This window comes from Sphingobacterium multivorum (assembly GCF_900457465.1).
Classification (GTDB): Bacteria; Bacteroidota; Bacteroidia; order Sphingobacteriales; family Sphingobacteriaceae; genus Sphingobacterium; species Sphingobacterium multivorum.
This window is the reverse complement of sequence record NZ_UAUU01000009.1, coordinates 1,061,206-1,086,588: the sequence shown is the minus strand read 5'-3', so window position 1 is coordinate 1,086,588 and position 25,383 is coordinate 1,061,206. Positions and strand designations below refer to the sequence as shown.

Below are 25,383 nucleotides of genomic sequence, written 5' to 3'. Positions count from 1 at the left end.
TCTACATACAAGTTGGAGTAGCTGATTAAATCGCTACCCTTCGCCATGCCATCTGCTGAACTTTTAGCCATGCCTTGACCCGTCCTAAAATTATTTTTGCGCATGTACTAGACATAGATGAGCATTTACCTGCGTAAAAAATTCGCTTTAAGACAAAATTTAACACCTTATAAACGATTACAACCAGATAAAATATCATCACACACTACATTCGAAGTAAAAAAAGCAAATAAATCACCTACCCGACACAAATAAGTACACATTTTAACAAAAAAACACAGAATATTAGTAGAAAACTCAGAAATAAAAGACATAATAAATTAAAATATCCATAAAAATGCCTTTTGATCTAAAAAATTATCAAAAAAAACAGATTAAATTTGAAAAAGAAATAAAAAATCCATATATTTACATCACCTTAATAGGTTTATAATTGGTTATTTGAAGGTTTTCATTCTCCCCGACTGAAAACCTTTTTTTATTTCACATGTTTCCATCAAAAATGTACTTTTTGAGCACTCTCTACAACAAGATACAATCAATCTCCAGCTGATTACCAGAAATATACCCAAGAACCTCATCCCTATAACTTAAATTCTCAATATCTAAATATTTCGGTAGTGATGAATAGCCTTCTGGTATGTTTTTTAGCCTAAAGATGGTTTCCTTCTCGTTGGAGGCGAAAGACCCAGAGAAGGCTGTAAACGGCAAAAAATCCTGGGAGGAAATTAATTTTGCCAGTTGTACACCTTTGACCGCAGCAATGACGATTTTGACCAAAATATAGACCGAAGCACAAAACACAGAGTCTGATGTGGTTAAAAGGCTGACGAGTGTCCCGACAAAGGCAGTCAATGCACTGTACAGTAGTTTTCTGACTGGGCTAAATCAGGAGCACCAAAGCTGCGGTACAAGCGATCGCTAAACGGGTTAACGCGATGAAACCGGGAAAAATAGGCGAACTACGGTACCTTTGTTTAGTTCGCTCGACAAATGAATCGTCCCACCGATATGTTCCATGAGATGTTTGACCAACGCCAGTCCGATTCCCGTTCCAGCAACCTTGGCCGTATTACTCGCCCGTTCATTCATAAGAAAAACCTTCTGCAACTCATCTCCGGGAATTCCAATGCCATTATCCTCGATATAATATACGACCCCCTTGTCAGCTTTTTCACTGTAAATATGCAATAAAGCCTCTCCTGATTTTTTTGCATATTTTACGGCATTACCAATGAGATTGATAAAAACCTGATAAACGATTCCACCATCCGTATACAAAGGAAATAGATCTCCTAATATGAATTCCATGTGTTTGTCGGGATATACCAGTTTAATTTCATCAATACAATTGCCTATTTTTTTATCCATTGCCACACACGCAACTTCTTTCTCGGCACGGCGTATCTTCCCAAGCTGCAATGTCTGATTTATAATACTTTCTATATTTTGAATAGATGCCGCAAAGGTTTCAAACCATTTTTTACTTACCTTAACGGAAACACCCACATTTTTACTCAGAAAACTATTCCCAATTTTCAAAACAGACAATGGATTTTTCAGATCATGTGCCAATGTGCTGGCGAGCACGTCCAATTCGCGGCTCAACATAAGCTGCTTTTGCTTTTCTTTCACATTTTTGTAAGCAAGATGCCGGTCCGTTACATCACTTGCAGTATGCATAATAGCATAGGTTTTCCCATCCTCGTCAAGCAATGGTCTATATTCAAAATTAAAATATCGCAGTATTTTCGTGCCATCATGAACAATATAAGCGGGTGTATCCTCAGCCTGATAGACAATTCCTGTTTTCCATACATTTTTCAAAATGGATGAAAAACCTTCTTCCTTAAAATTTGGAAAGCATGCACAAAAACTACGCCCCAGGATGGAGCGATCCACACACCAGATATCCAGCATCCCTTGGCTAACAAAAGCAATATTTAGCTCTTTGCTATCAAAAATTGCGATCGCACTAGGGCACTGCTCCAAAACAGACATCAGAAAATTAGCTGCAATTTTCATATACGCTAATATAATTATTTTATTTTTACAGCTGATAAAATAGTGCCAAAATCCTTGCTCCATTTCGAGGAGCCGTTTTAGTGATTAAACTAGTCGTTGACATTACTTATCCAGTTATTAGCCACCCCATAATCTGTAGGATTTTCCGTAGATTCAATAGAGAGCGTCCCCCCTTTTCTGAGCTCATCGTGTGTTATCCATAAACGCCCTAAATCCTTACCATTGAGCAGGATTGATTTAATATAACGCTTTTTGTCACTCGCATTAGGCACCTCAATGACCAGCGGATTTGAACCATTACCTAGAATAATCCGTTCAAAAAAAGGTACGCTAACATAGAAAATAGGCTCACCGATCAAGGGTTGTTGCAATCCGATGGCCGAAAGTACCCACCAACTGGACATCGCGCCGGCATCGTCGTCCATCGTCCGCACAAAAGCCTTGGGCTCATTTTTATAAATCCGATCGATATGTGCTCCGATTCCTCGGCTATTGTCGTTGAAATAATATTGAATGGTGGTATCCAAAGCGATGCGATGTATCCATTCTTGATAACGCCAAGGCGACTTGCTCGCATTATACAAAGTCAGTGATTGCATGTCCGGTTCATTCGCCCTGTTGAAATAATAACCGTCATAAAATTCATCTAGTTCCCGCAGAAAGTCTTCCTCGCCACCTGCGAGCTGCTTTAATCCAGCGACATCGAAGGGTACATTCCATCGATATTGCCTGATTGTGCCCTGATACATATCACGCGCAGACATACGATCTACATCCCGTTTTGTCAGATCTTTAAAATCTTTATTCCAAATAGTTCGATATGACTTTGCCCGTCCCAGGTAGGTCTTGCGCTCCTGCGGAAAAAGTTTGGCCATTGCCCACATATCATAACATGCTTCAAGGTATTTGTCCGGTTTCTTAAAATCAAAGCGGGCGGTATCACCTACCAAGGAGTCTCTAATACCAGCAAGATCAACCTCATATCCCTTTCTGACCGCATCCAGCAGGATCACTGCGGCATGCTCTGTCCGGACTGAATTGGCAGGTTCATGCGGGCCAGCAAAATCATATTTCCCATAACGATAAAGGTCGGCTATAGACGTGATGATGCCTTGATACATATGGGGATCTAGCAATTCCAGAAGTGGTAATTGTGTTTTGTAATTGTCCCAGATGGCCCAGCCGTGGTAACGTTTCTCTTTTGAACGATGCATTTTTCCGTCTGTTCCCCAAAAATCGCCCTGCGAGTTGCTGATACTATAGGGAGATTGCAAACTGCGATATAGTAAGGAATAAAAAAGATCTACTTTATCCGGATCGCCCTTTACTTTGAGCCCTGAAAGGGAATTTTTCCAGTGATCAGCCGCGCGTTTTTTTATGGTCTCAAAATCTAGCTTAGCGTATGCTGAGATCGCCATTTTTGCATCATTTTTACTCACAGCGGAAAAAGCGATATTAATATCTGCGACTAAAGCTTCCTCTTTTAGATCCACCCATATCTTATTTCCTTCTTTTCGCCATCCCCTGGCTTTAGGAATCTCCAGCGCATAATAAATAGTATAGACACCAACATGGCAGGTCGTTTTCGCACGCATTTTACCTACAAGGAGATTACCCGCTTGAATAAATTCATTGTCAACAAAAGCTCCATTGAAAGCATGTTCCAAATCAATAAAAAAACCTTTTCTCCCCGCGGGAAAGCTATAGTGTTCCCGGCCAAAATCATTATCAACAGCGACTTCAACTTGAATGCCTTCTGCTGTATTTACCGTATAATAACCCGGGCTGGCCTGCTCAATGACTTTATTCAAAGGTTTTGTATCATTTTCTATAAATGGTTTAATCAGGATCAATCCTCCACTGCCCATACAGCCCACCCCCTCCAGGCGATTGTGGGTAAACCCCTTAATTTCTTTGGCCAGATACTCGTATCCTGTATGCGTTGTAGGATTAGTATAAGGTACGATACTCAATTGGTGAAAAGGAGAGGACGCTGCCGGCGAAAGCTGGCCATGGTCACCGGAAGATCCTAAGAAGACATTCACGCGTTCGGTTTGCGCTCCAGCAGCAGCTGAGTAACAGAGGAGCAAAGTAAGCAGCAGCTTTTTCATTTAAAGTCTATTAATTTTTTAATTCTGCTTTCAAGCAGTATAATCCTATTAAACAAATCCCGATTTAATTACTAAAGCACCTTGAAACCAGTTCTTTATGCCGCACTTTTGAGACTAGCTAACGGGATAAATAAACATATGCAAGCAAAAATACGATCTTTCTTATTCTTTTTTAGTGTACTGCTAATGAAATTCCAATTTAATAGTGCAGCCCTGGTTCGGTATCACAATGCTTCGCCCCTGTAGACAGCCTATTGTCGCTTTGGCATTTCCCAGTTGCTCATAAATTTATTTTATAAAAACAGTTCGCCTTAAAAACACACGTTTTTTAAGGCGAACTTCAATTTGAGCCTCAAATCTATGAACCTACTTTCTCCGCCGCCACCAGATCCAATACCCTAGCACAGCTAGCATGACGCCCCCTATCGCAAAAAATTCAGCTGACACCACCTTATTTTCTCGCTTCACACGCGAATCCGAAACGCTTGCCGCTTCGCTGTTTGCCTCCCGCAGCTGCAAATTCTCTTCCTTTGCCGCTTTCCCCGGAAAACGCTACAACTTATGACCATTACAATGCTTATAACTAAGAGGCAAAACACTAGGCTGCCAAAGACTGAAATTGTGTATTTGTTCATGACAGCGTCCTCCTCAATTGATCCAGTTTGCGATAGCATAAATAGTAGCAAGTGGACGCCGCCGCGATTCTACCCGGTCATGGCTATTGCCTTCTACCGAGATCAATAATGGACCATGCAGCGCTTTAACTAGGCCTACATGATGGATCCGTTTCAATTGGCTGCTATAGATAGCAAATAGATCAGCCTGCTTGACATATCCCTTATCGATTTGGCTTTGTGGACGACGACGTGCTTTCGGAAAGAGCGCAGGACTCCATGCACTGCGCGGTATTGAAGACCAGCCTGCCCATAACACCAGCTGGCAAATGCGGCACACCATTCATAACCATCACCTAGGCCCACATAGGCCAGGTACTTAGAAATCTCTGGCCCCTTATTATCGCCTCCGATCTCCCTTACCCCAATTTCATTTGCTGCAATTTCATAGATTTGCTGCCTAAGCAGATTGGTGTTTCGTACACTAGCATTGCTATACATTTCCTCTAAAACAGCATTTCCAGTAGCAGCAGAAATGCAAAGAGCAATAGAAAGAATACCGAGAAATAAAGAATAGATTGTTGCCATGAGTTCAATTGATTAAAATGGTAATAAATATCCTGTCTATAATATTTGATGGGTCTCCATAGGTATTCCAGCAACCAGATGCAGCAACATATAAAGACCAGTCCGGCCATTAGCCCAAAATAAAGCAGGGACAGTACCCCCAGATCGAGCGCAGCTGATGCCGGGTCGAAAAATTGTAATATACTCCCAACAAATAGGAAAATAATTACCAGAAATATACTTGCCATACCGATCAGATACTTGGGCTCAATCGGCAGTTTTTGTGTTAAACCATACCATGGTCCTTTCATTTCTACACTGTTCATAGTGATATAATTTAATGATAAAAACGAGTTATACCTTACCTACATATTGACTGCGCGAATAGCGATTTCGATTCCGGTCGCGCATCAAGATAAAGACATCGAGACCGACATTTTGCATGTAATCAGGCAGTTGGAGCATTAATCCTGAGTCCGAGCGCCTTACTAGCGTCTCATTACGGATAGCAACTCTGGCTATTGGATCATAAACCACTAGTAGCAGCTCGATATTAAACAGAAAACCCAATACAAGCTTTGATATTTAAATATTTATCATTAAATTACTGATGCCGGTTAAAGTAAAACCAACTTTTAGCAAAGCCTCCTGAGTTAAATTTGGAGGTTAAATTATTAATGATTTTTTAAATACTTCTATGACAGCAGCAAAGACCAATTATAAGACATGTTACCCGCTGCTGAGGATGTAAAATAAAAAGATTACTATTATGACACTAAATTTTGACACGAGAGGCAATCTTGTGCCCAACAGCAATATTAGATGTTCTTTAGAGCTGTTTCACAAGGTTTTTGTTGAGGAAATCGCCACCCCAATTCGAGCGTCTCTATATGAATCTTTCTCAAGATACACCTCAAATCTGCAAGATACAATAGATGGTGCGGAGCTGATCTGTTGGATAAATGGTTCATTTGCGACCAAGAAGAAAGAGCCTAACGATTTGGATCTGGTCACTTTCATTAATTATGATATTATTGATCAAAAGGAACAGTTTTTGCAGGATTTTAAATATCCAAAATTCTTTAGCTAAATTTGGGTTAGATGCTTATATCGTAAAAGTATATCCGCGAACTCATACTAAATATCCACTTTATATTGGAGACGAGATGTATTGGATGGACAAATTTGATAAAAATAAACGAAATAGGAATGGAGTAAAAGTTCCAAAGGGATTTGTTGAGATTATTCTGTAATCGTTAATTGAAGGTAGAATGAAAAATATAGAATTATATAAATTGATGGACCTTGTTGATGAAATCAAGAGAATTGACGCCATTATTCTATTGCACAAAAATGTAGAAAGTAACGAATTTATGGCCTCACAATATGAAGCAAAGAAATTAAAATTAATGGCTCAGCTCATAGATGCACTTGCCGCTCCCAAGGTCCAATCTGAACAGAGCTTTTCTTTGATTCAAATGTTATTGTCAAAATTTTACCCGAATAAAATTGATAAGCAAGCTTTTAAAGAAAATGGTCTTGATAACTTAATGGCGGTAATTTAGTTTTACTCGTCTTTAAAAGCACATCTTATCAACTTTTCGACTACTTTTACGGAGAGGGAGAGCGTCCAGTAATTGGATTAAGCTAGGAAAGATCCAAAATAATACACAGCAAAAAGATATTTTAATTTTTCAATTTCAGCAAATTATTCTTAAATTGGATTTGCCGGTTGAGATATACCAACATCTAGCGAAGCGTCTTAATTCATTAGAGCGCGTTATTATTAACGATAAGATTTTTCATAATTTAAATTTATAAAGTTTCTCCTCTTTTATCAGCGACGAAAGGGGAGTTTTTTTGAGCAATCATCCTTAAAATAAAAGCCACTCCCTTCCGGAAATGGCTCAAAATAAATATCTATAAATTTTAAGAGTACTTTATTAAAACTTCTATACTCCTTTGAAATATTTCTCAACCTCAGGTTTAGCCAGGCAGAGCTTTTGGCAAATCTCAGCAATAGTAAAACCTAACTCCCTAAGCATTTCAATCTTACCTTCCATTCTGCCTTCAAGCTTACCTTTCTGAATTCCTTTTTTTTCAGCTTTATCTAATAAATATTCTTGAGTGCCCATTGTATCGCTCCTTCCTATTTTTGTTTTAATTTCTTTTTCAAACTTAGATAAATTGCCTACAAAAAGCAATTTATCGATCACTCCTCTACCAGAACAACAATTTATAGAGGAAATTTACTATCTAATTTCTTTATCCTTTATAATAAGAAAACTCCTAAAAAAACTAAAAAATCTTTATACGATTTTATTGAATTTAATCTTCAATATTCCTACTAAAATAACTTAATATATGGATCAAACATAAATATTTGTCCTCTTTTCCCCCCAGTCATTTCTTTTAAGATATGGTATTGTTTCATTTCATCAATTATTTTGTAGGCAGTTGGCATAGATACGCCAGTAAACTCTAACACCTGTTGCGCGTTAATGATTGGGCGTTGATATAAGTGGTCTAAAATATTGAGTATATGGTGACTTCTTGTGCTATTCTTCTGAATTATTTCTTCTTTTTCCTTTTTTAATTTGAGAATTGCATCAAATGTTGCAATTCCATTCTTTGCAGTTTCTATGATGCCTACCAGAAAAAACTTCAACCATTGCTTGATGTCATTGTGCGTACGAACACGCATTAAATTATCATAATACAACCCTCGGTTCCGTTCAAAAAAATCCGAGAGGTATAAAATAGGCTTTTTAAGAATTCCTTTATCTACTAAATAAAGCGTAATCAATAAACGCCCTACACGGCCATTACCATCAAGAAATGGGTGAATAGTTTCAAATTGATAATGAATCAATGCAACCTTCAACAAATCAGGGAAAAAATATTCTTCATTATGTGCGAACTTCTCCAAATCATTCATTAATTCAGGAATAGAAGAATGCACTGGTGGTATAATAGTGGCATCGTTGATAGTCGCTCCACCGATCCAATTTTGACTCGTTCGAAATTCCCCAGGTAATTTATGCTCACCACGCACACTGTGCAATAAAATTCGATGGGTATCACGAATTAATCTTGATGAAAAAGGCAATGCGTTTAGTTTTTTAATTGCTTGGTTCATTGCATCAATATAATTATGAACTTCTACCCAATCGTCTCTACGTTCAACTACTAAATCTTCTTTATCTAAAAAAGCATCTTCTATATTAGTTTGTGTACCTTCAATCTTACTACTTTGTGTTGCTTCCTTAGCCACATGCATGCTAATAAACAAATCAATATTAGGAATGTATTCAGAATACATATCTAAGCGTCCCATCTGCCGATCGGCATTTGAAAGCAACTGTTGTATTTCCATATCATCCAATAGCCATTGTTTATTAAGTTCAGTGGGCTGAAAACTTTTATAATAGCCTTGATTGATATAATTTCCCGATTTGAAATCTTTCATGGACTAAGTTTACAATAAAAACTAAATAGAATAAATACTTATTAAAATTTGGCTTTACAAAATTAAATAAAGAAATCCTTATTTAAAAATAATCATCATATTTTAAATAAGGATTTCTTTGCTAAAAAATTTAAAGATATTTTTGCCCTAAAATTGAGCTGCTTGCATGCCATGTATCCAGCATTGCCTGTTGGCAAAAGCAATATTGAGGTCCTCACTATCATAAATAACCGTAGCTAAAGGAGACCGTTCCAGAACCGACAGCAAAAAGTGCTCATCAAAAGGCATACAGAAAGAAATTTAGCAATCGTGAATGAATAAATATAGGAGAACTCTAAAAAATTAATGCAACAGAAATGATGCCATTCTTTCAGGCCTTTTTTCGTATCTTAACCTTTAAGAAAGTTTAAAATGAATAAAGTAGGAAAAAAAATCAGGTTACTTCGCCACCAAAAAGGTTGGAGCCAACAGGATGTGGCAAACAAACTAGGAATTTCCATTCCCGCATTTTCAAAAATGGAAACAGGCATTACCGATATTAATCTCTCGAGATTAATCCAGATCGGCAAGTTATTTAATTTGACAGCGGTGCAGCTTTTATCTTTTTCAGAAACAGATCAGTTAAATGATTATGTTGACGGAATAACTTCAATTCAGCAAAAGCTGAAAGAACGGGAGGAGAAAATAATCCAGCTTCAGAAAAAAGTTATCGATCTCTATGGTCAGTTGTATAAGGATTGAAACTTCCACCTTATTCCCCAACTCCCTTATTACTTGATCGGAAGCTTGGGGTGGATTCTCTACACAGGCATTCATATCGTATACCATTTTAATCTTAAAACGCTAACTGCATATAAATACCTGTATGAAAGCTATCGCCCTTAATATTAAGTTGAAATTTGTAAATTTGATCGCTGATTAGTTGTTTAAACAGCATACTATCTGCCCTTTTGAAAAGTTTACGATGGACACCACTGCAAATAATAAGCTATTGATTGCGCTTTCCGATGGAGACGAACACGCTTTTTTTACTTTATATGACCAGTATAGCCACGCCTTATTTTCCACTATCTTTCGAATGGTTAAAGATAGACAGGTCAGCGAAGAGATCGTGCAAGATGTATTCCTGAAAGTCTGGCAAAAAAGATCCACGATAGATCCAAATCGAGCTTTCAAGTCCTGGCCCAAGAACCTTTCCTAAGGGATGTTACATTTATCAATGATTTAAAACTGCGTGCAGGCTACGGCGAAACGGGTAATGAAGGATTCGATGCAAAAGTTGCCACACGGATGTATAGCGCCGACACCTGGTTTTTGCAGGACGGGAAATGGTTCAGAACCTACGGTGTAATGCACAACCAAAATCCTGATATCAAATGGGAGGTCAAAAAAGAATACAACCTTGGTTTAGATTTCACGGTACTGAACAATCGTTTAAGCGGCCGTTTTGATATCTACAAACGCAAGATCGATGATCTGATTTACGATATCAGCGTATCCCAGCCGCCAGCAATCCACGATAAAACCACCATGAATGTGGGCAGCATGCAAAATACGGGATATGAGTTTGAACTGAATTTTAAAGCCGTAGACAATGACAATTTCAACTATACCACCAGCATTGTCGCTTCGCATAATAAAAGCAGGCTCAATACCTTATGGGGAAGCCAGACCTTTACTGACCGGAAGGACTTTCCGGCTCCCGGCTCACCAGGTTCGGCTGTCAGGTTATATCCCGGCGAGGATATTGGCCAGTTCTACCTCTGGAAATTTGCCGGATTTACGGACGACGGTTACTGGAAACTCTATGATAAGGACGGAAATGCCTTTGATGTGCGGGACCGCAACAAGACCGTAGTTGACAAATCCTTTGTCGGCAATGCCATCCCAACCTTACAGCTTTCCTGGAACAACCAGTTCAGCTATAAAAACTGGGATGCAAGCATCTATATGCGCAGCTGGATCGGCCATGATGTATTCAATATGATCAATATGTACTACAGCCTACCCAATGTAAAAGGACAGAATGTACTGGAAGAGGCATACGACAAACATAAGAATATCAAGGGTGAAAAAGAGCTGAGCGACTACTGGTTAGAGAAAGGTACTTTTCTCAAAGTTGACGCACTGAATATCGGTTATCGCTTTAACCAAAACTGGATCAAACCATTGAAATCAATGCGTATCTATGCCACTGCACGCGACCTTTTTGTGTTTACAAACTATAGTGGCCTGGATCCAGAAGTCAATATCAATGGCCTTGAACCGGGATTTGAAGAGCGCAATGTCTATCCGAAGACCAGGACTTTTATGATGGGATTACAAGTAAATTTTTAAAGCTAGCATGACAAACATGAAAAAATACATCTCCATAGCAACATTATCCGTAGCATTATTGCTTTCCGGATGCACCAAATTGGATCAAGAATTTTATAGTTCGGTCACACCGGACACTTTTTTCAAGAGTGAGAAAGATATTAAGGCGGCCCTGTTTAGACCATTTACCCATGCCAAATGGTATATGGGCGAAGATTGCTGGCGCCTACAGGAATATACAGCAGACAATTTTGCCATTACCACCAAGGGCCGGCATTGGTATAATGGCGGGGAGAATGAACGTTATCATTACCACTGTTGGACGGCGGATGACAGCTGGGTATCGGGAAGCTGGCGCGGAACCCTGATGGGGGTTGCCCTGGCACTTGATACCAAGAGCGACCTGAGCAAATTTGACTACGGCAAATTTGCACTGAGCGAAGAACGCAAAGCTGCAGACCTCGCCCAGCTGGATGCACTGATCGCTTATTTCTATTTGCGTGGATTGGATTATTTCGGCGGGATGCCCATTTTCGAATCCTTAGACCAGGAATCCCTACCGCGCAATACTGATCAGGAATTGTTTGCACATATCGAAAAGCTGCTCAAAGCCGCTATTGAAAATCTTCCGGCAAAGAAGGCGGGCGACAAGGAAGAAGGGGCTATCCGAAAAGCGGCAGCGGCAGCCATGCTGGCGCAGCTCTACTTCAATGCAGAAGCCTATATTGGCAAAGCGATGTATGCTGAAAGCCAAAAGCTAGCGCAGGATATTGTGAACAAGGTTTATGGCGACTATGCGCTAGATACAAAATGGAACGGAGTCCATGGATTTAAAAACAATGAATCGCCCGAGATTATCTGGTCTATGCCTTCCGAATTCAAGATGCTGGAGTACAATTGGTTTTACGCAGACTTCTACCATTACAATACCAAGCAGTTCTTTGCACAGGACATGGGCGGCAATAATGGGGCCCACCTGACGCCATCCAGGAAACCAAACGGCTCGCTCTATACTACAGACTTTAAGTTAGGTTCACCTTTTGAAACCTTCGACCAGGGTGATCTGCGCAAGGCACCTTACGTCTATCATAGTACAGACCAATACGAGGGCATGTTTATCGTAGGTCCACATAAAACACCTACCGGCGAGGCTATTCTTGGCGGTGAGGAATATAAAGACAAGCCCCTGAACTTTGTCGATCAGGTCGGTCGCTTTTCGGAAGTTGGGCCAGGAAAAAAATATAGTTCTATAGATCAGCTGCCATCCAAAATGTCTGAGGGAGAAGAAAATACAGGCGTACGCCTAGTGAAAGTGCCGATCCCAAATCTCGCCAACAATACTTTACGCTGGGGAGCCGATATGCCGATTATCCGACTCGCAGAAGTCTACTATATGCTTGCCGAATGTGATTACAGATTAGGCAACAAGGAAAAGGCGGCAGAACTGTTCAATACCGTTCGAAAACGGAACTTTACCAATGCTGCCGATCCCAATCCCGTGACTAGCGCCAATATCGACAAGTACCGTATTCTGGATGAATGGAGTATTGAGTTTTTAGGGGAAGGTCGACGACGTACAGATCTAATCCGCTGGAAAGCTTTTACCTCCGAAAAGTGGTGGGACCATAATCCTAGTACATCCGCGCATCTGAATCGTTTCCCCGTACCCAACCAGGCTATTGCCGGCAACAGCAATCTGGCACAGAATCCGGGTTACTAAAATTGACATGCGCCATCTTTGAAGGAGAGCGGTCATTAACGGTTAAATAATGTATTACAAATAAAGCCAGCCTGCTGCATGAAACAGGCTGGCTTTGTGCTGTATTACATGTGAATCCCGGCCATGCAAACAGCCTGATAAACAGCTGCCAAAAATTATTTTTTACACCATTTCCGCCGCAGGCAGCCCAACAGATATCCCGTAGCGAAACTGACTATTGTACCTAGCATTGCCATCAGAATCGTTTGGATAATCTCGCCAAATGAGATGCTTGCCCATACAGAACAAAGTGTTCCGCCGAGCGCGGCAACACGCATGTCGTTAGCTTTCATTGTCCGGTTTCCTCTCTCCCATTCGTTCAGTCAGATCAGCTGAATTTTTCGGCACATCAGGAGCCGGCGGCGGCGCATCTGATTTATCTTCATCCAATACACGTTGCAACAAGCCAACGCCGACGGCAATATATTTTAATACATTGACCAACTTGCCCGGCAATTTTATGGGTGCCAGCAGCAGCACTTGTAGCATAGCACTTACTTTGTTTATCGCTTTTTTCATTCGTCTAAAATTGTTTATTTGTTCGACAGTTAGCCCTTTAAGGCATTATTCACTAAAATTTATTCAAATTGACATTCCATTGATCAGCTGATCTGGATAAACACTTCATCCCCCATATCCCAAAGACTATATACAAGCGCCTTGAGCTTTATCAATGCTTTTCGGCTTTCCGTCCCCTTCCCTTCACCTGTTAACATTGTCACTGGCGCAATACATCCCTGCAAATCCTGCAGGGCATCATTTGCTGGATGAAACATGATAGCTTCACGCCCCAGCACGTTGGTGATGGCGATCTGCTCGCCATTTTTACTGAACTGATGTTTCTTGAGCCTGTAGGTACCAGCCGGAATACAGCTCAACCGGCGCAAATTGTTTCGGTCTGGCAGCTCGATAGTATGACAGATCTTTTGGTTATTATAGTATAAAGTTCCATTGGTGCCCTGGGCTCCATAAGTCCGGTGGAGCCGCAAGGTATGTTTGATAGACATTTTTTTTTGTTTTCAGGTAATCTTTGTTTGAAATAACTATTCGTCCAATACATTGCAGGGACCGAGCCAGCAAAGCACCGCAGACTTTGGGCCGTAATCCCCGCTGTCTACAGTCTTTGCACGCAGGTGCCGATTTAGCGCCGCTCAGTATTATTGGCTCGTATTCTGCCAGTTTGCGCCAATTTTAAGGCACGTAGACCCGCTTAATAGTAAGGGCATTGTATTGCCCATTTGAAAGCGGATAATATGCCCCGTTGACCAACTGAAAATATTCCATTCCTGCCAATAGCAATACTGATCTGTCCGAATCGGCTTGCAAATTGGCAACCAGCTGCAGATCCATCGGCGTATTTTCGCGCAACGAAATGTAGGAAGACCTATTTATAACAGGGCGCTGATCACTGTCGTCGCCATTAAATTCTTGCAGCACAATCGTATAGCGCACATGTGTGGCCCCCTGTAGCTTAGCGATGTTGAGGTGCGGAATAAGTCCCATGCTTTCCAGTATCCCATCACCGCTGACCCGGTCGTAATCCAGTGAAATCGGTACCAGTGAAATATCCCCTAGTTTTGTTCGGTCATTACATTCGAGATGCTGCAGCATGACTAAATTTTGGGGCGTCAGGACACGTTCGCCACGAGCGCTTTTCGTATCGCTCTGAATCACTTTTAGAAACCTGCTGGCCAGGCGTTGACTGAATTTGCTATCCGAATTCTGGAACAGCACATCGCGCAGCAGATCCCTCAGTAGCTTGCCATACTGCTGTGCACGCCCAAATTCGCTGCCATTTTCACGGGTACGGGCAAATGCAGGGTCGGTGGCGATCCTGTCGCCTGAGACGCCGGTTTTCATTCGAGCCTGAAAACCGATTGTTTTTGATTTAAAGAAGGAAAGGTCCCCGACGTTCCCTTCTAATTTGATTAAACTTACTTGTTTTGCCATGACATTATCTGATGTTGACAATACGAAGATGCATGATGTGCTAAAAAGGTCAGGAAGAAATGTCAATGGATGGAAAAAATGGCTAGAAAAAGGCATAAATGACAAAAAAAGGTTACCTTGAATCTGTTTACATGGCCTCCTGAAACCATGGAGAGGAATCAGACACAAAAGCCGCAGCCCTATTCAAAGTAGCCGTAAAGCATAGACCAAGCGTAGATAAACCGATACCAAAGATTTGATAAGCGCTATGGCGCCATATACCATTTTGCAATGAGCTAAGTGTGTAGCGAGTAGGTTATAAGCACGCATTTAACGCACTATTAGCACTGTATCTACGCTTAGGCAACGCCTGATCGATACTTTATCTATGCCCTATCCTCTTTACAATCCGCGTCTGATATGACTATTGGGGCTCCAAAAATCAGAAAAATGAAAAGAAACAATCGCATGTTGATCTACCCAAGGGAGGCGGCTCCCCTGCTGGGCAAATCTGAGCGGCAGTGTTACCGCCTTTTTGAAGATATCCGGGCAGCTTACAATCTGCCAGCAAAGACCGCTATCCCCATAAAACTATTTGCCGAATATTTTTATCTGGATGCACAGCAGGTGCAGAGCAGCCTGATCTAACAAAAAATAAAATCAGCAGGAGAGGGCTGATTTTAGTTACCTGTCAAAGGACATACTAGACAAGCGGTATAGATCCGGTGGGCACCGCCATAATTCTCCGCTGGTTAATGGCACTCTGCTCAGCCAGCCAGTTTTTCCATCCTGGCTGTTTTTTACGGTACGATTCGCCGTATTCAATTTGTTCGCCATGGTGTAAAATCGTCAGTAAGGGTGTATTGGCTGCAAGTATCTCGTATTTTATTATTGCCTGTCCTGCAATCAGAAAATTGCGCGAAATAGGCTTAAGAGAGGGGAATGCCTTGACCAGATCGCTCAATGATTTCAGGCCCGGATGATATTTGGTCCCATCCATCAGCACGATTTCCTGAAAAGAATCTTCTCCTTTACGGTGATGACCATAGCAATAGGCAATATCCCGTTCAAAAATAGCTATTTCCATACCGTTAACCTTAAAGTGAAATACCGCATCTGACCGGCAATTGAGATTGGTACCCATCTCACTTCCCTGATGATTCAATGCTTTGAGTTCTACTATTTCCAGCTGTAGCTCCTGGTTACGTCTCTCGGCCTTTATACGGGCCTTTGCCTCTAGGTTTCTTTCGGCTTCCAATTGCTGTCCAAGAAGTATCTGGCGCTTGTTTTCCTTCTTTAATTCGTCCAGCTGCATAGCGAGCCTATTTTTTCCTTCCAGCAGGCCATTAACTGTTTTATCGGCCGTGGCGACCAGTTGTTTATATTGTTGTGCATCAATTTCATAATGTGCTATTTCTGCCCTTAAAAATTCAACCTGCTGTACTAATTTTTCTTTACCGCTGGCTAATTGTTGCCTGATATCCACCATCATTTTAAGTTCGTTCTGAAGTAAACGGTTGGCCAACCAGTAGTTCAGTATGATCAGTAGCAGGACCATAAACAGGATATCCCATTGAAAGCGGTCATCCTCGACGATGGATGCCGGATAAATGAATAATATTAATCCAAATGTAATGATAGCGGGCAGGACAACTCCTACTAGGGCATGAATCAACGTGGCCCTTCCCGGCGAACGTTTCCAAAAACCAGACACGAAAATCTGATACCCCACCCAAAACTCAAGGCATAGGATGATAAAGCCTATGCCCAATGTATTAGCGATCACAGCCATCACATTAGGTTTAATTAGATAACCGAAGGACATATTGTCAAAAGGAAACAGTGCCACTGCTCCAGATGCGATCAGCAATAAACTGCACCACCACAGCACCGGAAAAACTTTTATATAGGACTTAATAGAGGTACTCATGGATAACAAAAAAATTTAGTTAGACAGCACACACATTAATTTACCACCACTTTAAAGAACACAATATAACTATTAATAGTTCTTTATCCAAACCCGATTGGATGAAACATCGAGGGGATTAGATGGTAAAAAATCGCTTTTGGATTTTTTACTGCTTAAAAAAAGCCATTAAAACGTGGTTCAAGGTGTATATTGGGTACTTTAAATTTATACAAGTATGAAAAATCTACAATTTAGTTTCGATGGACCAGGTGTCAATAGCTGGCAAAATTATCTTTATTCGCAAGATACTATCGTGATCGAAGATGAAAGAATCTTTATCCAGACCAACTTCTCGGACTGGCTCTCCGAGCGTTTTAAGCTGACCGGGGCACAACTGCAGTTTGCAGCCGATTTAGGCAGTGCTGCACAGGATTATTTTGCATCGCAGATAGCCGAAGCGATCTCATTGCGCACGCCAATTGTGCTAGAACGCGAAGAAGCCGAAGAAGGTATCGGCAATAGCAAGACCGGCAGTGTTACACAGGTTTTTATACCAGTAGACGGAAGTTCGATGATATATGGCAGGCGATTAATAATCAAGTTTTACTACAGCTAGGATAATGGAAAACCTAAATTATGAAAACCAGTTTTATGCTATTTTGGAAAAGACCGGCCCTTTGGGGCCGGCACTCCGTCATACACTCCGAAGCATTATACAGATCCAATCCATCAAGAAAGGAAAAATACTGAAGGCACAGCCTTTTGATCTGCATATCATACTCGAGGGAATGGTCATAAAACGCCGCGATTACACAGCCGGTAATGCTATTCGCTCGGAAGTCCTGGATTTCATCGGTTCAAATGAGGCGATCTATCATACAGCCACCGAAGAAGACATTTATTTTCAGGCCGAACTGGACAGCATAGCCATTCTGATCCGTCAGTCCGATATTGTCCATATTATTCAGCATCACCCTCGATTTTCCGAACAGCTGAATGCCTTTCTCTCCCATCTGCTGTCGGAGCGCACATTTCGGGGCGGGCTGATCAACATGAGCTCAAAAGAAAAAAAAGAAGCATTCTGGCGTCATTATCCACTTGCGGCACGCTATTGCCGCATCAAAGATATCTGCTCCTTTTTGGGGATCAACCCCAATACATATTCAGGCTTATAAGCCCAAAAGAAGGAAGTTAATTAAAAATCATAGAAATATGAGATCATTTTCTCATAAATATGAAATTTAAACAGCCGCTGAGCCTGCTAACTTTACTCAAAGTTGATCGTGCTGACAATTACGATGTCTCCTCTCCCGTCGGTGATTGAAAGATTGATCAACATCTAGTTTTAATAGCATTATAACACCATTGGAATGGAACAAAATGTAAACTATGAAGCAGGCAAAGATAAACGGCAAAGGACAAGGTGACGGACATCGCTTGACAGAATGCTCCAGCTGCTCACGAATGAGCAATCAGCTAAGGGGCCATGCAGCTATGCTGCTAGCGGGTGCTTATTACCTTGCGGAGGATCAATGGATTCTGCCGCTCGGCTTTGCCTGCGAAGGCTTTACCGTCAAGCGGTACAGGCGTAAGCTTGCTGTATTCCCGCCCTGGCGGTAAGAAGATTAAAGGTCTGACAGAATAAGGAGTCCCACCGTCAGATCATAGAGTGCGCTAAGGGCGGACTCGGGGCCAATGCGCTGTCCAACTTTTTGACCGATATTGACAGCGGCATTGTGATCAGTTCATAAATCTAAATTAGACAATTTAAATCAGACAATTATGGCATGGTTTCAATTAAACGATCCTATCAATCCCGGAGAACCTTCAAGTTACCAACCGGTGGGATCGCCAAGCTGTTCCGGAAATAATCAGATCTGTGCAGTTCAGGCCAATAATGACGGTAGTGGTCATCCTGAAATCACGGAAGATCTGAGAAATGAGATGCTTACAGCACTCAACACCCGGACTTCTTCTACAAACGTTCAGTTGAAATCTTAATGGAATGAAGCATTAAGCAGTTAGGGGCCACGCGTGGCCCCTTTTTTGACTATAACCTTTCCTCCATCAAAAAAACAGTGGTCTCTCTATCCTCAGCAATCAGTTGAAGACCACTCCTCTTCAGCAGCGTATTTAGAGACTCGAATGAATCCCATTTTCCGGCATACATCTTCCTATCTTTATCCACCTCATTAATAATTGGTGGAAAATCCACGTTTAAGTCTGCCATAAAAGCAAAATCAGACACAAAAGAACGCATCTGTTCAGGTTGTTCGGTGGCAGCCCCGCCTTCTTTGATGATCCATACCGGTATCTTTTGCTTGACAAAACTTGTCCGCACATTGTACCAATTGTCCAGATCTTCTATAATGGCCGCCATGCGACTGGCAAGTTTGTCCGTTAATCGGCTCGTCCGCTCATAGGAAATACTATTTTTGATTTTCCAGTCCTCTTCGAAAAGTTCGACCTCCGGATTGTGAATAAAACGATCCTTATCGCCGACTATCAGTTTTATCCGCGAAGGTTTCATAAAGGGAATTTTATGTATTTTTCCGTAGCAATAGAAATAAAACGGCAGTGCTGTTACATTTACTGCATAATCACGGATAGTTCCATCCAAAGAGTCCACCTGAACGCCAAATTTTGTATCAGCATCTTCCAGATATCCCATTATACCTGAATATGATCTGGTACTGTCCGTATATCTGGGCAAGAGTGGTATCGTATAATCAAATTCCAGATAATCGTTTTTTATGGGCAGGTCAATCGTTTTATTACCTAGCAGTTCTTCAATAACTTTTTGATTAAGATATTCGCCATAGGTGACCGCAGCTACTTTCCCCTTATACAGCCAGACCAGATGAGGCACTGTACGGTGGGGGAATAACCGGCTGAAAACCGTATCGTTTACAACAAAATCCAATGATAAATTATCAAAGTTTCCAGAACGTTTTAATGCTTCTGTCATAACCTGCCCGCTTTCATAAGCAACGGGAATAATTTTCAATTGCCCAGAATATGACTCCTGGAGCTTTTTAAGCTTAGGAATGGACGCCAGGCAATTCGTACAGGTACTTGTCATAAAATCCAGAACAATAAGGTCTCTTTTATAAGAGGACAATTTCTTACCCTGTTTACCATTCAGCAGTGTCCCTATAGGCAGATCCTCAACAGCCTGCCCAATTTTGGGCAGATTAACTTCCTGCACGGATATCGGTTGGGCCACCGCTTTCCCCACAGAACAATGGATGCCTATTACTATCACTATTAATTTATATATATCTTTCATAACTATCTTTTTGTTTGTTGTAGCGTGGAGTTTTCTAAAACAGCTAGCGGAATTAGCATCGTATACCTCAGGTCATTTGGCGGCAATACATATTCCTTATTCTCTATATTTCGATAGAGAGTCTTTGCGGTCGACGTATCCAGATTGAGCCGCTTCAGATCCGACCAGCGACGCTGTCGCATAATCAGCTCTTTCCGACGCTCCATTAAAATGATATCCAGCAATTTTTGAGGATCTTTCTCCGTGATGAGGTTAAACTGAGACTTGACCCAGCGAGACCTGCGTAGCCTATTGAGATCCATTAAAGCGGAATCGACCTTCCCTGTCCTTACGTAACCTTCGGCACGCGAGATCAGAATTTCATCTACGGCCAGACCACTGAAAGGGGCCTGATTGAGCTGACCGTCATAATTTCCTTTGTAGGAATAGGTTCCGTCGGCATTTTTAATAAAGAAAACCGCTTTCCGCAGATCGGAATCGTCATATTTTTCCATCAGCGTACTATCCAGTTTCCATCGTGTCCGGGTATACGTTGCACTGCCTACAGCAATAGCCTGGAAAATCACCTCCTTATTGAATCTTGCTATGGGACTATTGCTTGCAGCGTTGAGCGTTTCAAAATCCAGCAGGTCAGATTTTTCAAGCAGACAAGCGTTGGCATATTGTACAGCTTTTGGATAATCCTGCAAGTAAAGATAGATGCGCGCCAACAAAGCATTGGCGGCAATCTTGGTGGGACTAGAAAGCACATTTCCAGTAGCTGGCAACAATATTGCCGCGTCATTCGCATCCTGCAATAGCTGCTTATAGAATTCGCCTATCGTCGACCGTTCCACCCGGTCCTCAATATTCGGCGTTTTCCGGTACGGAATAGCTTCATTGTTTATATTTGTACCATTGGCTAACGGTATCGGCACAAATAATTCAGCCAGCGCAAAATGCGCATATGCACGAAAGAAAAGAGCTTCACCTTTTAATGTTTTGGATTGCTGTGTTTCATCCAGGTTTTTCAGCACGTCCAGCACCTGATTGGCCACATACACTTTTTTATACTGTGCGGACCACTGCGTGGCTGGAGGAGTAATGTCCGTGTTCCAAATAAACAGTTCCTTATCCTCAAGGATGGAAACAGACTGCCAATTGGCAGTGGTCATCATAAAATTGTCCGATGCCAGTTCGCCTATATAGGGATAGCCCTGATTAAGGACACTGTAATTATTCAAAAGAGCATTGCAGTCTTCTAAAGTCGTGGGCACAGCCTTGCGCAGATCGGGTTTTATATCGAGATACTCCTTACAGCCGAAGAATACTGTAAAGAGCGAGATCCATACTGCTGCCTTCAATAGATTTATTTTTTTCATCTGTATAAATTTATTTTTCAATTGTGATGAAGCTATCAGATTTATTCATTCACCAACGTATTTGAATAAGTAGTGATAGCTTCATGATAGGTTCGTTAAAGTGAAATATTTAACCCCAAGGTATAGATAGCCGGTAAAGGAATTGCCGTACCATAATCGGAATCTATCCGATATTTTGTTTTCTTCCACAGCATCAGACCTATATTGTCCGCATTTAAAAACAAGGATGCTTGCCTCACTCCCGGTATTTTACCTTTAAGGTTGTACTCAAGATTGATATCCTTCAGCTTGACGGCGTCCCCACGCTCAACCAGGGCATCCGAGGCCTTATAAAAATTCTCCATCGCCAGGTTGAGCGGATAGATAAAAGCCGGCACATCCGTCGTGCGTTCATCACCCGGCTTTTGCCAGCGTCTATCATAATCCTCATTCGATATCCAATAGTTTGCAAATGCCAGCGCACTCATCCCTGTGCGCCTAAAGAAAAATTTGAACTTATACTGTAGGGTAAATGACAGCTTAAAATCAGCTATCTGGACAGTATTTCTCAAAAAACCATTATAGAGCGGTATAGCTGACCCCATAAAACGCACATCCTCTATCGATACCGAGGTTAGCTTGGAGTAATCCTTGCTTACCTCACCATTGAGGTATCCTTGCGGCGCACCTGTTTCGGGATCAAGGCCGGCAAAGCGATAGGCGTAGATAGCATACAGATCATTGCCGACAATAGGATTGGGCACAATTCCGTTGTCCATATAGCTTGATACGGACGTAGCCCTATAGTTGTATTTTTTTGTAAAGTTCCTATTGAAATTAATGATCCAGTCGGTTGACCATTGGAAGCCTCTGGTTTTTATATTTACCGATCTGATGGAAGCTTCCAATCCCCTACTGACAAAGCTGGCAACATTGAGCACCTGATTATCAAATCCGACAGTGGGATCCACATTTGCCCTTGCCACGATATCTTTACCCTCTTTGTGGTAAAGATCTATACCCCCAGAAATACGCTGATTGCGGGAGGCAAAGTCAATCCCAAAATTCAGTATTCCTACACGTTCCGCCCGGTATGTGGGATTGGGTGGATTGACCATATATCCAAATGGTAAGCCTGTGATACTGTTTGTACCGCCATATTCCATGGTCGGATAAGCAGAATAATCATTTACAGCCTTACCATTATAACCGTACGTCATCCTTAGCTTGAGGTATGGCAGAAAAGAAATTTTATAGAATGGCTCCTGCGAGATATCCCAGCTCAGTCCGGACGACCATAGCGGCTGCCATTTGTCATTTGTCGATACACCAAAGAGATTAGAAGCATCCTGTCGGGCACTGGCACTCAGCACATATCTATTTTTGTAGGTCAGCGAAGCATTGGAAAACACAGATAAAAACCGTTGCCTATATTCCTCGAGCATGATCCCATTTGGGATAACACCCGATCCGGCGAGTCCACCCAGCAGCGGAAATGTACTAAGAAAGTCGACAGGCTGGTAGTTGAGTGTCTTCCTATCGTATCCATACAATCTACTGCCATCGATCCTGTTCTGCAGATCTTTTAGTTCAGCACCCAGGATGCCGCTGATACGAAAAAGATCTCCTTTGCCAAACGGTCTATCGAGCTGCGCATTCACACGCAGATTATTGGCATGGACCCTTCCATCCTGCATGGTATAAATATCACCGATCGGGATAATGTGTTTCAGTCCCGCAGCAGGTGAATATTGGGAGAATAGATTAATATAGTTCTGTGTAAAATACGACTGCAGACCCTGCCAGTTTGTAACTTTATTTGTTGACTCCTGATATTGGTAGTTCAGCATAAGCTGCAGATATTCATTGATTTTAAACTGCCCGCCCAGATTGAGCAAGATATCGGTTGTGGTATTCACATTTTCACTAGACTGCAATTCGTTCCCAAGGTTGTACTTTGCCGGCAGCAGCTGACCATTAAAAAGCGTATCGATAAAAGAACCTTTAAACGTCACTGTTTCCAGGTCTCTAAAATTTCCGCCGTCGTCCACTAAGCTGATATAAGGGTAATTGGACCTCCCATCGCCGGAATACAAGGCACCATATGCTATTGAAGACTCGCTACCAAGGTTCCTTGCGCTGCTACGGCTCATTACGGTACTCAAATTTAGCTGCAGGCGATCTGTCGGCCGTGCATTAATGGCGGCACGAACGTTATAGCGGTCATTGGAAGAGGACTTCAACGAATTGAGACTTTTGTTATATCCTCCAGAAGCTACAAAATCCATGAGACGATTTCCACCTGAAAAATTAACATTGTACTGCTGATTGAATCCCTTTCGGTAGATGTATTTCAGGTAATCTTTTCGGACATCCTGTGCTGAAAAAACAACTTTCTGACTGTCATAAGTATCCTGATCAATAATGTTCCTTTTCAGCTGGTCCCGGAGCTGCACAATTGAAGACAAGGTACGCTCGGGAGCATTCAGCTGCCAGTCGTAAAATCCTTTATCAAAAAGAAACTCTTCCATTTCGATAAACGAGCGGCTGCTCGCATCAGGCCTATAGAACAGGTCCGGTTTTTCTGTCATTTGCAGGTTAATATTAGCATCGACCTTTGTTGTTCCATTTGTCGCACCCTTCTTTGTTGTCAGGACAATGACACCATTTCCGGCCATTGATCCCCATATGGAAGCAGCCGCAGCATCTTTGAGGGATCGTGACACTTCGATATCGTTGGGGTTGATATTCATGATATCCCCTTCATAAGGAAAATTGTCCAATACGATCAATGGGCTCGCCTTGCCATAGAAAGTCGTGCGTCCTCGCAGGCGCATCTGCTGCATCAGCGTGCTTGCTGTAGATCTTTTATCAAAAATAAATGACGGAGAAAGCCCTTCCAGACGAGACAGAATGTTGTTGATTTATTGATATTGAACTTTTCTCTATTTATCAGTTCAAAACTGCCTGTTGAGCGCTCTTTGGGGATCTGCTGGTAACCTGTGGAGACCACTTCGACCTCTTCCAATTGATTTTCCAGCGGTAACATCTTAATCATCAATGATACAGCAGCCGAGTATTCGGTCTCAAGAGGCTTATAGCCCACATAGGTAAATTTGACCTTTCCTTTAGGGCTCTTTACCCGTAGGTTAAAAGAGCCATTCCCTTTGGATGACACCCGGAGCTCCTCTGCCCCGATACTTACCGATACACCCTGTAATGGCCTGCCGTCAACAGCTGAAATGACAGTCCCTTGCAAAATAAAATCTGTAGGCCCATTGGCCCCGCTGTCCTTGCGGGGCGTCTGGGCCGATAAACTAAACATAGAAACTAAACATAGGATAGATAGCAGGGCACTATATATACAAGTTTTCTTCGGATCGGGCAAGAGCATTCCTGCCCTAAAAAAATGAGTCATTTTTTAAGTTTTAATGGAGCGGCCCAAGCAGAGACAATCCTGTCCGATCGGAATCAGCAATTTCATCCCAGGGTTCTGACCTGAGTCACTCCGGTAAATAACTAGAACTATTAATAGGTCTTCGGGCGCGGTGCAGGACAGTTACACGTGATTTGATATAGACGATACCGCATCCGATATAATATAAAAAACCGACCTTATATATAGATAATCTATAAATGTAATTTTCTAAAGTTTTGCTTTTGAATTGCAAAATCCCTACTTTTAAAGTGCGAATAAAAAAGAGAAGGGCGCTGTGCAATATTGGGGCATAGAACTTAGAAAAAGTACAGGTCGGCAAAATCAGCAGTGGCGGTGCTATCGGTAAGCCTTTGCAGGCTTTAGTATGCACAATCCTCTACCGTGGTAAAGGACATTGCTGATTTTAAGCTTTTGAGAGGCTATTCAGGCGGACAATATTTGTTTTTGAAGAGCAGCATTACTGCAAGCTGGTTCAGCTGATCCTTGATCTGCCTCCCTGCTGTATACGTGATTGACTCAATTAGCTTCATAATCTAACATTTGGTTAACAAAAGAGTCTCGAGGAGGGAAATTAGAAGAGGATGTCTAAATATAAAAGAGGCGAGCCTCACTA

Annotated in this window: 27 protein-coding genes; 11 read left to right on the top strand and 16 right to left on the bottom strand. The window is 41.8% G+C overall.

Annotation, left to right across the window (positions count from 1 at the left end):
• Nucleotides 1–522: 522 nt before the first annotated feature.
• From DTA23_RS30905 to DTA23_RS16260, 5 genes are all read right to left on the bottom strand, one after another.
• Nucleotides 523–855, bottom strand: coding sequence for a hypothetical protein (locus DTA23_RS30905; RefSeq protein ID WP_440591180.1), 333 nt, complete (start codon nt 853–855; stop codon nt 523–525).
• A gap of 75 nt (nt 856–930) precedes the next feature.
• On the bottom strand, nt 931–2,025 hold the full coding sequence (locus DTA23_RS16280; RefSeq protein ID WP_172462432.1) for a sensor histidine kinase: 1,095 nt from the start codon (nt 2,023–2,025) through the stop codon (nt 931–933).
• Between the two features lie 89 nt (nt 2,026–2,114).
• On the bottom strand, nt 2,115–4,136 hold the full coding sequence (locus DTA23_RS16275) for a glycoside hydrolase domain-containing protein (protein ID WP_112375352.1): 2,022 nt from the start codon (nt 4,134–4,136) through the stop codon (nt 2,115–2,117).
• 788 nt (nt 4,137–4,924) lie between these two features.
• Nucleotides 4,925–5,338: a C40 family peptidase gene (locus DTA23_RS16265; protein WP_146753101.1), complete on the bottom strand. Its 414-nt coding sequence runs from the start codon at nt 5,336–5,338 to the stop codon at nt 4,925–4,927.
• A complete protein-coding gene (locus DTA23_RS16260) occupies nt 5,257–5,643 on the bottom strand; it encodes a hypothetical protein (protein WP_112375349.1) in 387 nt (128 codons plus the stop codon). The genes DTA23_RS16265 and DTA23_RS16260 overlap by 82 nt, the downstream gene beginning before the upstream one ends.
• 443 nt (nt 5,644–6,086) lie before the next feature.
• Between DTA23_RS16260 and DTA23_RS16255 the strand changes: the two genes are divergently transcribed.
• The 3 genes from DTA23_RS16255 to DTA23_RS16250 are packed head-to-tail and all read left to right on the top strand — an operon-like array spanning nt 6,087 to nt 6,882.
• Nucleotides 6,087–6,407 (top strand): DUF6932 family protein, encoded by a 321-nt coding sequence (locus DTA23_RS16255; RefSeq protein ID WP_112375348.1) that lies wholly within the window; start codon nt 6,087–6,089, stop codon nt 6,405–6,407.
• Nucleotides 6,343–6,570 carry a DUF6932 family protein gene (locus DTA23_RS30900; RefSeq protein ID WP_394370134.1) on the top strand — a complete coding sequence of 76 codons (228 nt, stop codon included), beginning with the start codon at nt 6,343–6,345 and terminating at the stop codon, nt 6,568–6,570. The genes DTA23_RS16255 and DTA23_RS30900 overlap by 65 nt, the downstream gene beginning before the upstream one ends.
• 18 nt (nt 6,571–6,588) lie before the next feature.
• On the top strand, nt 6,589–6,882 hold the full coding sequence (locus DTA23_RS16250; protein ID WP_112375347.1) for a hypothetical protein: 294 nt from the start codon (nt 6,589–6,591) through the stop codon (nt 6,880–6,882).
• Nucleotides 6,883–7,269: 387 nt separating this feature from the next.
• Here the strand turns inward: DTA23_RS16250 and DTA23_RS16245 are convergent, their stop codons facing one another.
• Both DTA23_RS16245 and DTA23_RS16240 read right to left on the bottom strand, forming a co-directional pair.
• Nucleotides 7,270–7,533, bottom strand: coding sequence for a hypothetical protein (locus DTA23_RS16245; RefSeq protein WP_112375346.1), 264 nt, complete (start codon nt 7,531–7,533; stop codon nt 7,270–7,272).
• A 131-nt stretch (nt 7,534–7,664) separates the two neighbouring features.
• Nucleotides 7,665–8,786 carry a Fic family protein gene (locus tag DTA23_RS16240; RefSeq protein WP_112375345.1) on the bottom strand — a complete coding sequence of 374 codons (1,122 nt, stop codon included), beginning with the start codon at nt 8,784–8,786 and terminating at the stop codon, nt 7,665–7,667.
• Nucleotides 8,787–9,197: 411 nt separating this feature from the next.
• On the opposite strand from DTA23_RS16240, the gene DTA23_RS16235 reads away from it, so the two are divergent.
• From DTA23_RS16235 to DTA23_RS16220, 4 genes are all read left to right on the top strand, one after another.
• Nucleotides 9,198–9,527, top strand: a complete 330-nt coding sequence (locus DTA23_RS16235) for a helix-turn-helix domain-containing protein (RefSeq protein ID WP_112375344.1) — start codon at nt 9,198–9,200, stop codon at nt 9,525–9,527.
• Nucleotides 9,528–9,750: 223 nt separating this feature from the next.
• The gene (locus tag DTA23_RS16230) at nt 9,751–9,987 is read left to right on the top strand and encodes an RNA polymerase sigma factor (RefSeq protein WP_146753100.1); all 237 of its coding nucleotides are present in this window, start codon (nt 9,751–9,753) and stop codon (nt 9,985–9,987) included.
• Nucleotides 9,909–11,123, top strand: a complete 1,215-nt coding sequence (locus tag DTA23_RS16225) for a TonB-dependent receptor domain-containing protein (RefSeq protein WP_370445113.1) — start codon at nt 9,909–9,911, stop codon at nt 11,121–11,123. The genes DTA23_RS16230 and DTA23_RS16225 overlap by 79 nt, the downstream gene beginning before the upstream one ends.
• 16 nt (nt 11,124–11,139) lie before the next feature.
• Nucleotides 11,140–12,822, top strand: a complete 1,683-nt coding sequence (locus DTA23_RS16220; RefSeq protein ID WP_112375341.1) for a RagB/SusD family nutrient uptake outer membrane protein — start codon at nt 11,140–11,142, stop codon at nt 12,820–12,822.
• Between the two features lie 155 nt (nt 12,823–12,977).
• On the opposite strand, the gene DTA23_RS27165 is transcribed toward DTA23_RS16220, so the two are convergent.
• The 4 genes from DTA23_RS27165 to DTA23_RS16205 form a co-directional block, all read right to left on the bottom strand.
• The gene (locus DTA23_RS27165) at nt 12,978–13,154 is read right to left on the bottom strand and encodes a hypothetical protein (RefSeq protein ID WP_172462431.1); all 177 of its coding nucleotides are present in this window, start codon (nt 13,152–13,154) and stop codon (nt 12,978–12,980) included.
• Nucleotides 13,144–13,380 carry a hypothetical protein gene (locus tag DTA23_RS16215; RefSeq protein WP_112375340.1) on the bottom strand — a complete coding sequence of 79 codons (237 nt, stop codon included), beginning with the start codon at nt 13,378–13,380 and terminating at the stop codon, nt 13,144–13,146. Before DTA23_RS16215 ends, DTA23_RS27165 begins: the two co-directional genes overlap by 11 nt.
• A gap of 83 nt (nt 13,381–13,463) precedes the next feature.
• On the bottom strand, nt 13,464–13,868 hold the full coding sequence (locus tag DTA23_RS16210) for a DUF5675 family protein (RefSeq protein ID WP_112375339.1): 405 nt from the start codon (nt 13,866–13,868) through the stop codon (nt 13,464–13,466).
• A gap of 184 nt (nt 13,869–14,052) precedes the next feature.
• On the bottom strand, nt 14,053–14,979 hold the full coding sequence (locus tag DTA23_RS16205) for a hypothetical protein (RefSeq protein ID WP_146753099.1): 927 nt from the start codon (nt 14,977–14,979) through the stop codon (nt 14,053–14,055).
• Between the two features lie 261 nt (nt 14,980–15,240).
• On the opposite strand from DTA23_RS16205, the gene DTA23_RS16200 reads away from it, so the two are divergent.
• A complete protein-coding gene (locus DTA23_RS16200; protein WP_146753098.1) occupies nt 15,241–15,438 on the top strand; it encodes a hypothetical protein in 198 nt (65 codons plus the stop codon).
• Nucleotides 15,439–15,493: 55 nt separating this feature from the next.
• Here DTA23_RS16200 and DTA23_RS16195 read toward each other — a convergent pair whose 3' ends face one another.
• Nucleotides 15,494–16,720 (bottom strand): hypothetical protein, encoded by a 1,227-nt coding sequence (locus DTA23_RS16195; protein ID WP_112375336.1) that lies wholly within the window; start codon nt 16,718–16,720, stop codon nt 15,494–15,496.
• A 217-nt stretch (nt 16,721–16,937) separates the two neighbouring features.
• Between DTA23_RS16195 and DTA23_RS16190 the strand changes: the two genes are divergently transcribed.
• The 3 genes from DTA23_RS16190 (at nt 16,938) to DTA23_RS16175 (ending at nt 18,703) form a co-directional block, all read left to right on the top strand.
• Nucleotides 16,938–17,318 (top strand): hypothetical protein, encoded by a 381-nt coding sequence (locus DTA23_RS16190; RefSeq protein WP_112375335.1) that lies wholly within the window; start codon nt 16,938–16,940, stop codon nt 17,316–17,318.
• Between the two features lie 4 nt (nt 17,319–17,322).
• A complete protein-coding gene (locus DTA23_RS16185; protein ID WP_112375334.1) occupies nt 17,323–17,877 on the top strand; it encodes a hypothetical protein in 555 nt (184 codons plus the stop codon).
• Nucleotides 17,878–18,484: 607 nt separating this feature from the next.
• The gene (locus DTA23_RS16175) at nt 18,485–18,703 is read left to right on the top strand and encodes a hypothetical protein (RefSeq protein ID WP_112375332.1); all 219 of its coding nucleotides are present in this window, start codon (nt 18,485–18,487) and stop codon (nt 18,701–18,703) included.
• 49 nt (nt 18,704–18,752) lie between these two features.
• Here DTA23_RS16175 and DTA23_RS16170 read toward each other — a convergent pair whose 3' ends face one another.
• The 4 genes from DTA23_RS16170 to DTA23_RS16155 form a co-directional block, all read right to left on the bottom strand.
• Nucleotides 18,753–19,991, bottom strand: a complete 1,239-nt coding sequence (locus DTA23_RS16170) for a TlpA family protein disulfide reductase (RefSeq protein WP_112375331.1) — start codon at nt 19,989–19,991, stop codon at nt 18,753–18,755.
• A gap of 2 nt (nt 19,992–19,993) precedes the next feature.
• Nucleotides 19,994–21,352, bottom strand: a complete 1,359-nt coding sequence (locus DTA23_RS16165; protein WP_112375330.1) for a RagB/SusD family nutrient uptake outer membrane protein — start codon at nt 21,350–21,352, stop codon at nt 19,994–19,996.
• A 95-nt stretch (nt 21,353–21,447) separates the two neighbouring features.
• A complete protein-coding gene (locus DTA23_RS16160) occupies nt 21,448–24,177 on the bottom strand; it encodes a SusC/RagA family TonB-linked outer membrane protein (RefSeq protein WP_256603990.1) in 2,730 nt (909 codons plus the stop codon).
• Nucleotides 24,177–24,749, bottom strand: coding sequence for a carboxypeptidase-like regulatory domain-containing protein (locus tag DTA23_RS16155; RefSeq protein WP_112375328.1), 573 nt, complete (start codon nt 24,747–24,749; stop codon nt 24,177–24,179). The genes DTA23_RS16160 and DTA23_RS16155 overlap by 1 nt, the downstream gene beginning before the upstream one ends.
• Between the last annotated feature and the right edge of the window lie 634 nt (nt 24,750–25,383).

Excerpts from the sequence above, each read along its gene's own strand:
- DTA23_RS16260 (WP_112375349.1), bottom strand. The coding sequence starts at position 5,643 with ATGAACAGTGTAGAAATGAAAGGACCATGGTATGGTTTAACACAAAAA.
- DTA23_RS16265 (WP_146753101.1), bottom strand. The coding sequence starts at position 5,338 with ATGGCAACAATCTATTCTTTATTTCTCGGTATTCTTTCTATTGCTCTT.
- DTA23_RS16230 (WP_146753100.1), top strand. The coding sequence starts at position 9,751 with ATGGACACCACTGCAAATAATAAGCTATTGATTGCGCTTTCCGATGGA.
- DTA23_RS16185 (WP_112375334.1), top strand. The coding sequence starts at position 17,323 with ATGGAAAACCTAAATTATGAAAACCAGTTTTATGCTATTTTGGAAAAG.
- DTA23_RS16240 (WP_112375345.1), bottom strand. The coding sequence starts at position 8,786 with ATGAAAGATTTCAAATCGGGAAATTATATCAATCAAGGCTATTATAAA.
- DTA23_RS16215 (WP_112375340.1), bottom strand. The coding sequence starts at position 13,380 with ATGAAAAAAGCGATAAACAAAGTAAGTGCTATGCTACAAGTGCTGCTG.
- DTA23_RS16280 (WP_172462432.1), bottom strand. The coding sequence starts at position 2,025 with ATGAAAATTGCAGCTAATTTTCTGATGTCTGTTTTGGAGCAGTGCCCT.
- DTA23_RS16155 (WP_112375328.1), bottom strand. The coding sequence starts at position 24,749 with ATGACTCATTTTTTTAGGGCAGGAATGCTCTTGCCCGATCCGAAGAAA.
- DTA23_RS16195 (WP_112375336.1), bottom strand. The coding sequence starts at position 16,720 with ATGAGTACCTCTATTAAGTCCTATATAAAAGTTTTTCCGGTGCTGTGG.
- DTA23_RS16175 (WP_112375332.1), top strand. The coding sequence starts at position 18,485 with ATGGCATGGTTTCAATTAAACGATCCTATCAATCCCGGAGAACCTTCA.
- DTA23_RS27165 (WP_172462431.1), bottom strand. The coding sequence starts at position 13,154 with ATGAAAGCTAACGACATGCGTGTTGCCGCGCTCGGCGGAACACTTTGT.
- DTA23_RS16200 (WP_146753098.1), top strand. The coding sequence starts at position 15,241 with ATGAAAAGAAACAATCGCATGTTGATCTACCCAAGGGAGGCGGCTCCC.
- DTA23_RS16190 (WP_112375335.1), top strand. The coding sequence starts at position 16,938 with ATGAAAAATCTACAATTTAGTTTCGATGGACCAGGTGTCAATAGCTGG.
- DTA23_RS16235 (WP_112375344.1), top strand. The coding sequence starts at position 9,198 with ATGAATAAAGTAGGAAAAAAAATCAGGTTACTTCGCCACCAAAAAGGT.
- DTA23_RS16220 (WP_112375341.1), top strand. The coding sequence starts at position 11,140 with ATGAAAAAATACATCTCCATAGCAACATTATCCGTAGCATTATTGCTT.
- DTA23_RS16275 (WP_112375352.1), bottom strand. The coding sequence starts at position 4,136 with ATGAAAAAGCTGCTGCTTACTTTGCTCCTCTGTTACTCAGCTGCTGCT.
- DTA23_RS16160 (WP_256603990.1), bottom strand. The coding sequence starts at position 24,177 with ATGCAGCAGATGCGCCTGCGAGGACGCACGACTTTCTATGGCAAGGCG.
- DTA23_RS16255 (WP_112375348.1), top strand. The coding sequence starts at position 6,087 with ATGACACTAAATTTTGACACGAGAGGCAATCTTGTGCCCAACAGCAAT.
- DTA23_RS30900 (WP_394370134.1), top strand. The coding sequence starts at position 6,343 with ATGATATTATTGATCAAAAGGAACAGTTTTTGCAGGATTTTAAATATC.
- DTA23_RS16170 (WP_112375331.1), bottom strand. The coding sequence starts at position 19,991 with ATGAAAGATATATATAAATTAATAGTGATAGTAATAGGCATCCATTGT.
- DTA23_RS16210 (WP_112375339.1), bottom strand. The coding sequence starts at position 13,868 with ATGTCTATCAAACATACCTTGCGGCTCCACCGGACTTATGGAGCCCAG.
- DTA23_RS16250 (WP_112375347.1), top strand. The coding sequence starts at position 6,589 with ATGAAAAATATAGAATTATATAAATTGATGGACCTTGTTGATGAAATC.
- DTA23_RS16165 (WP_112375330.1), bottom strand. The coding sequence starts at position 21,352 with ATGAAAAAAATAAATCTATTGAAGGCAGCAGTATGGATCTCGCTCTTT.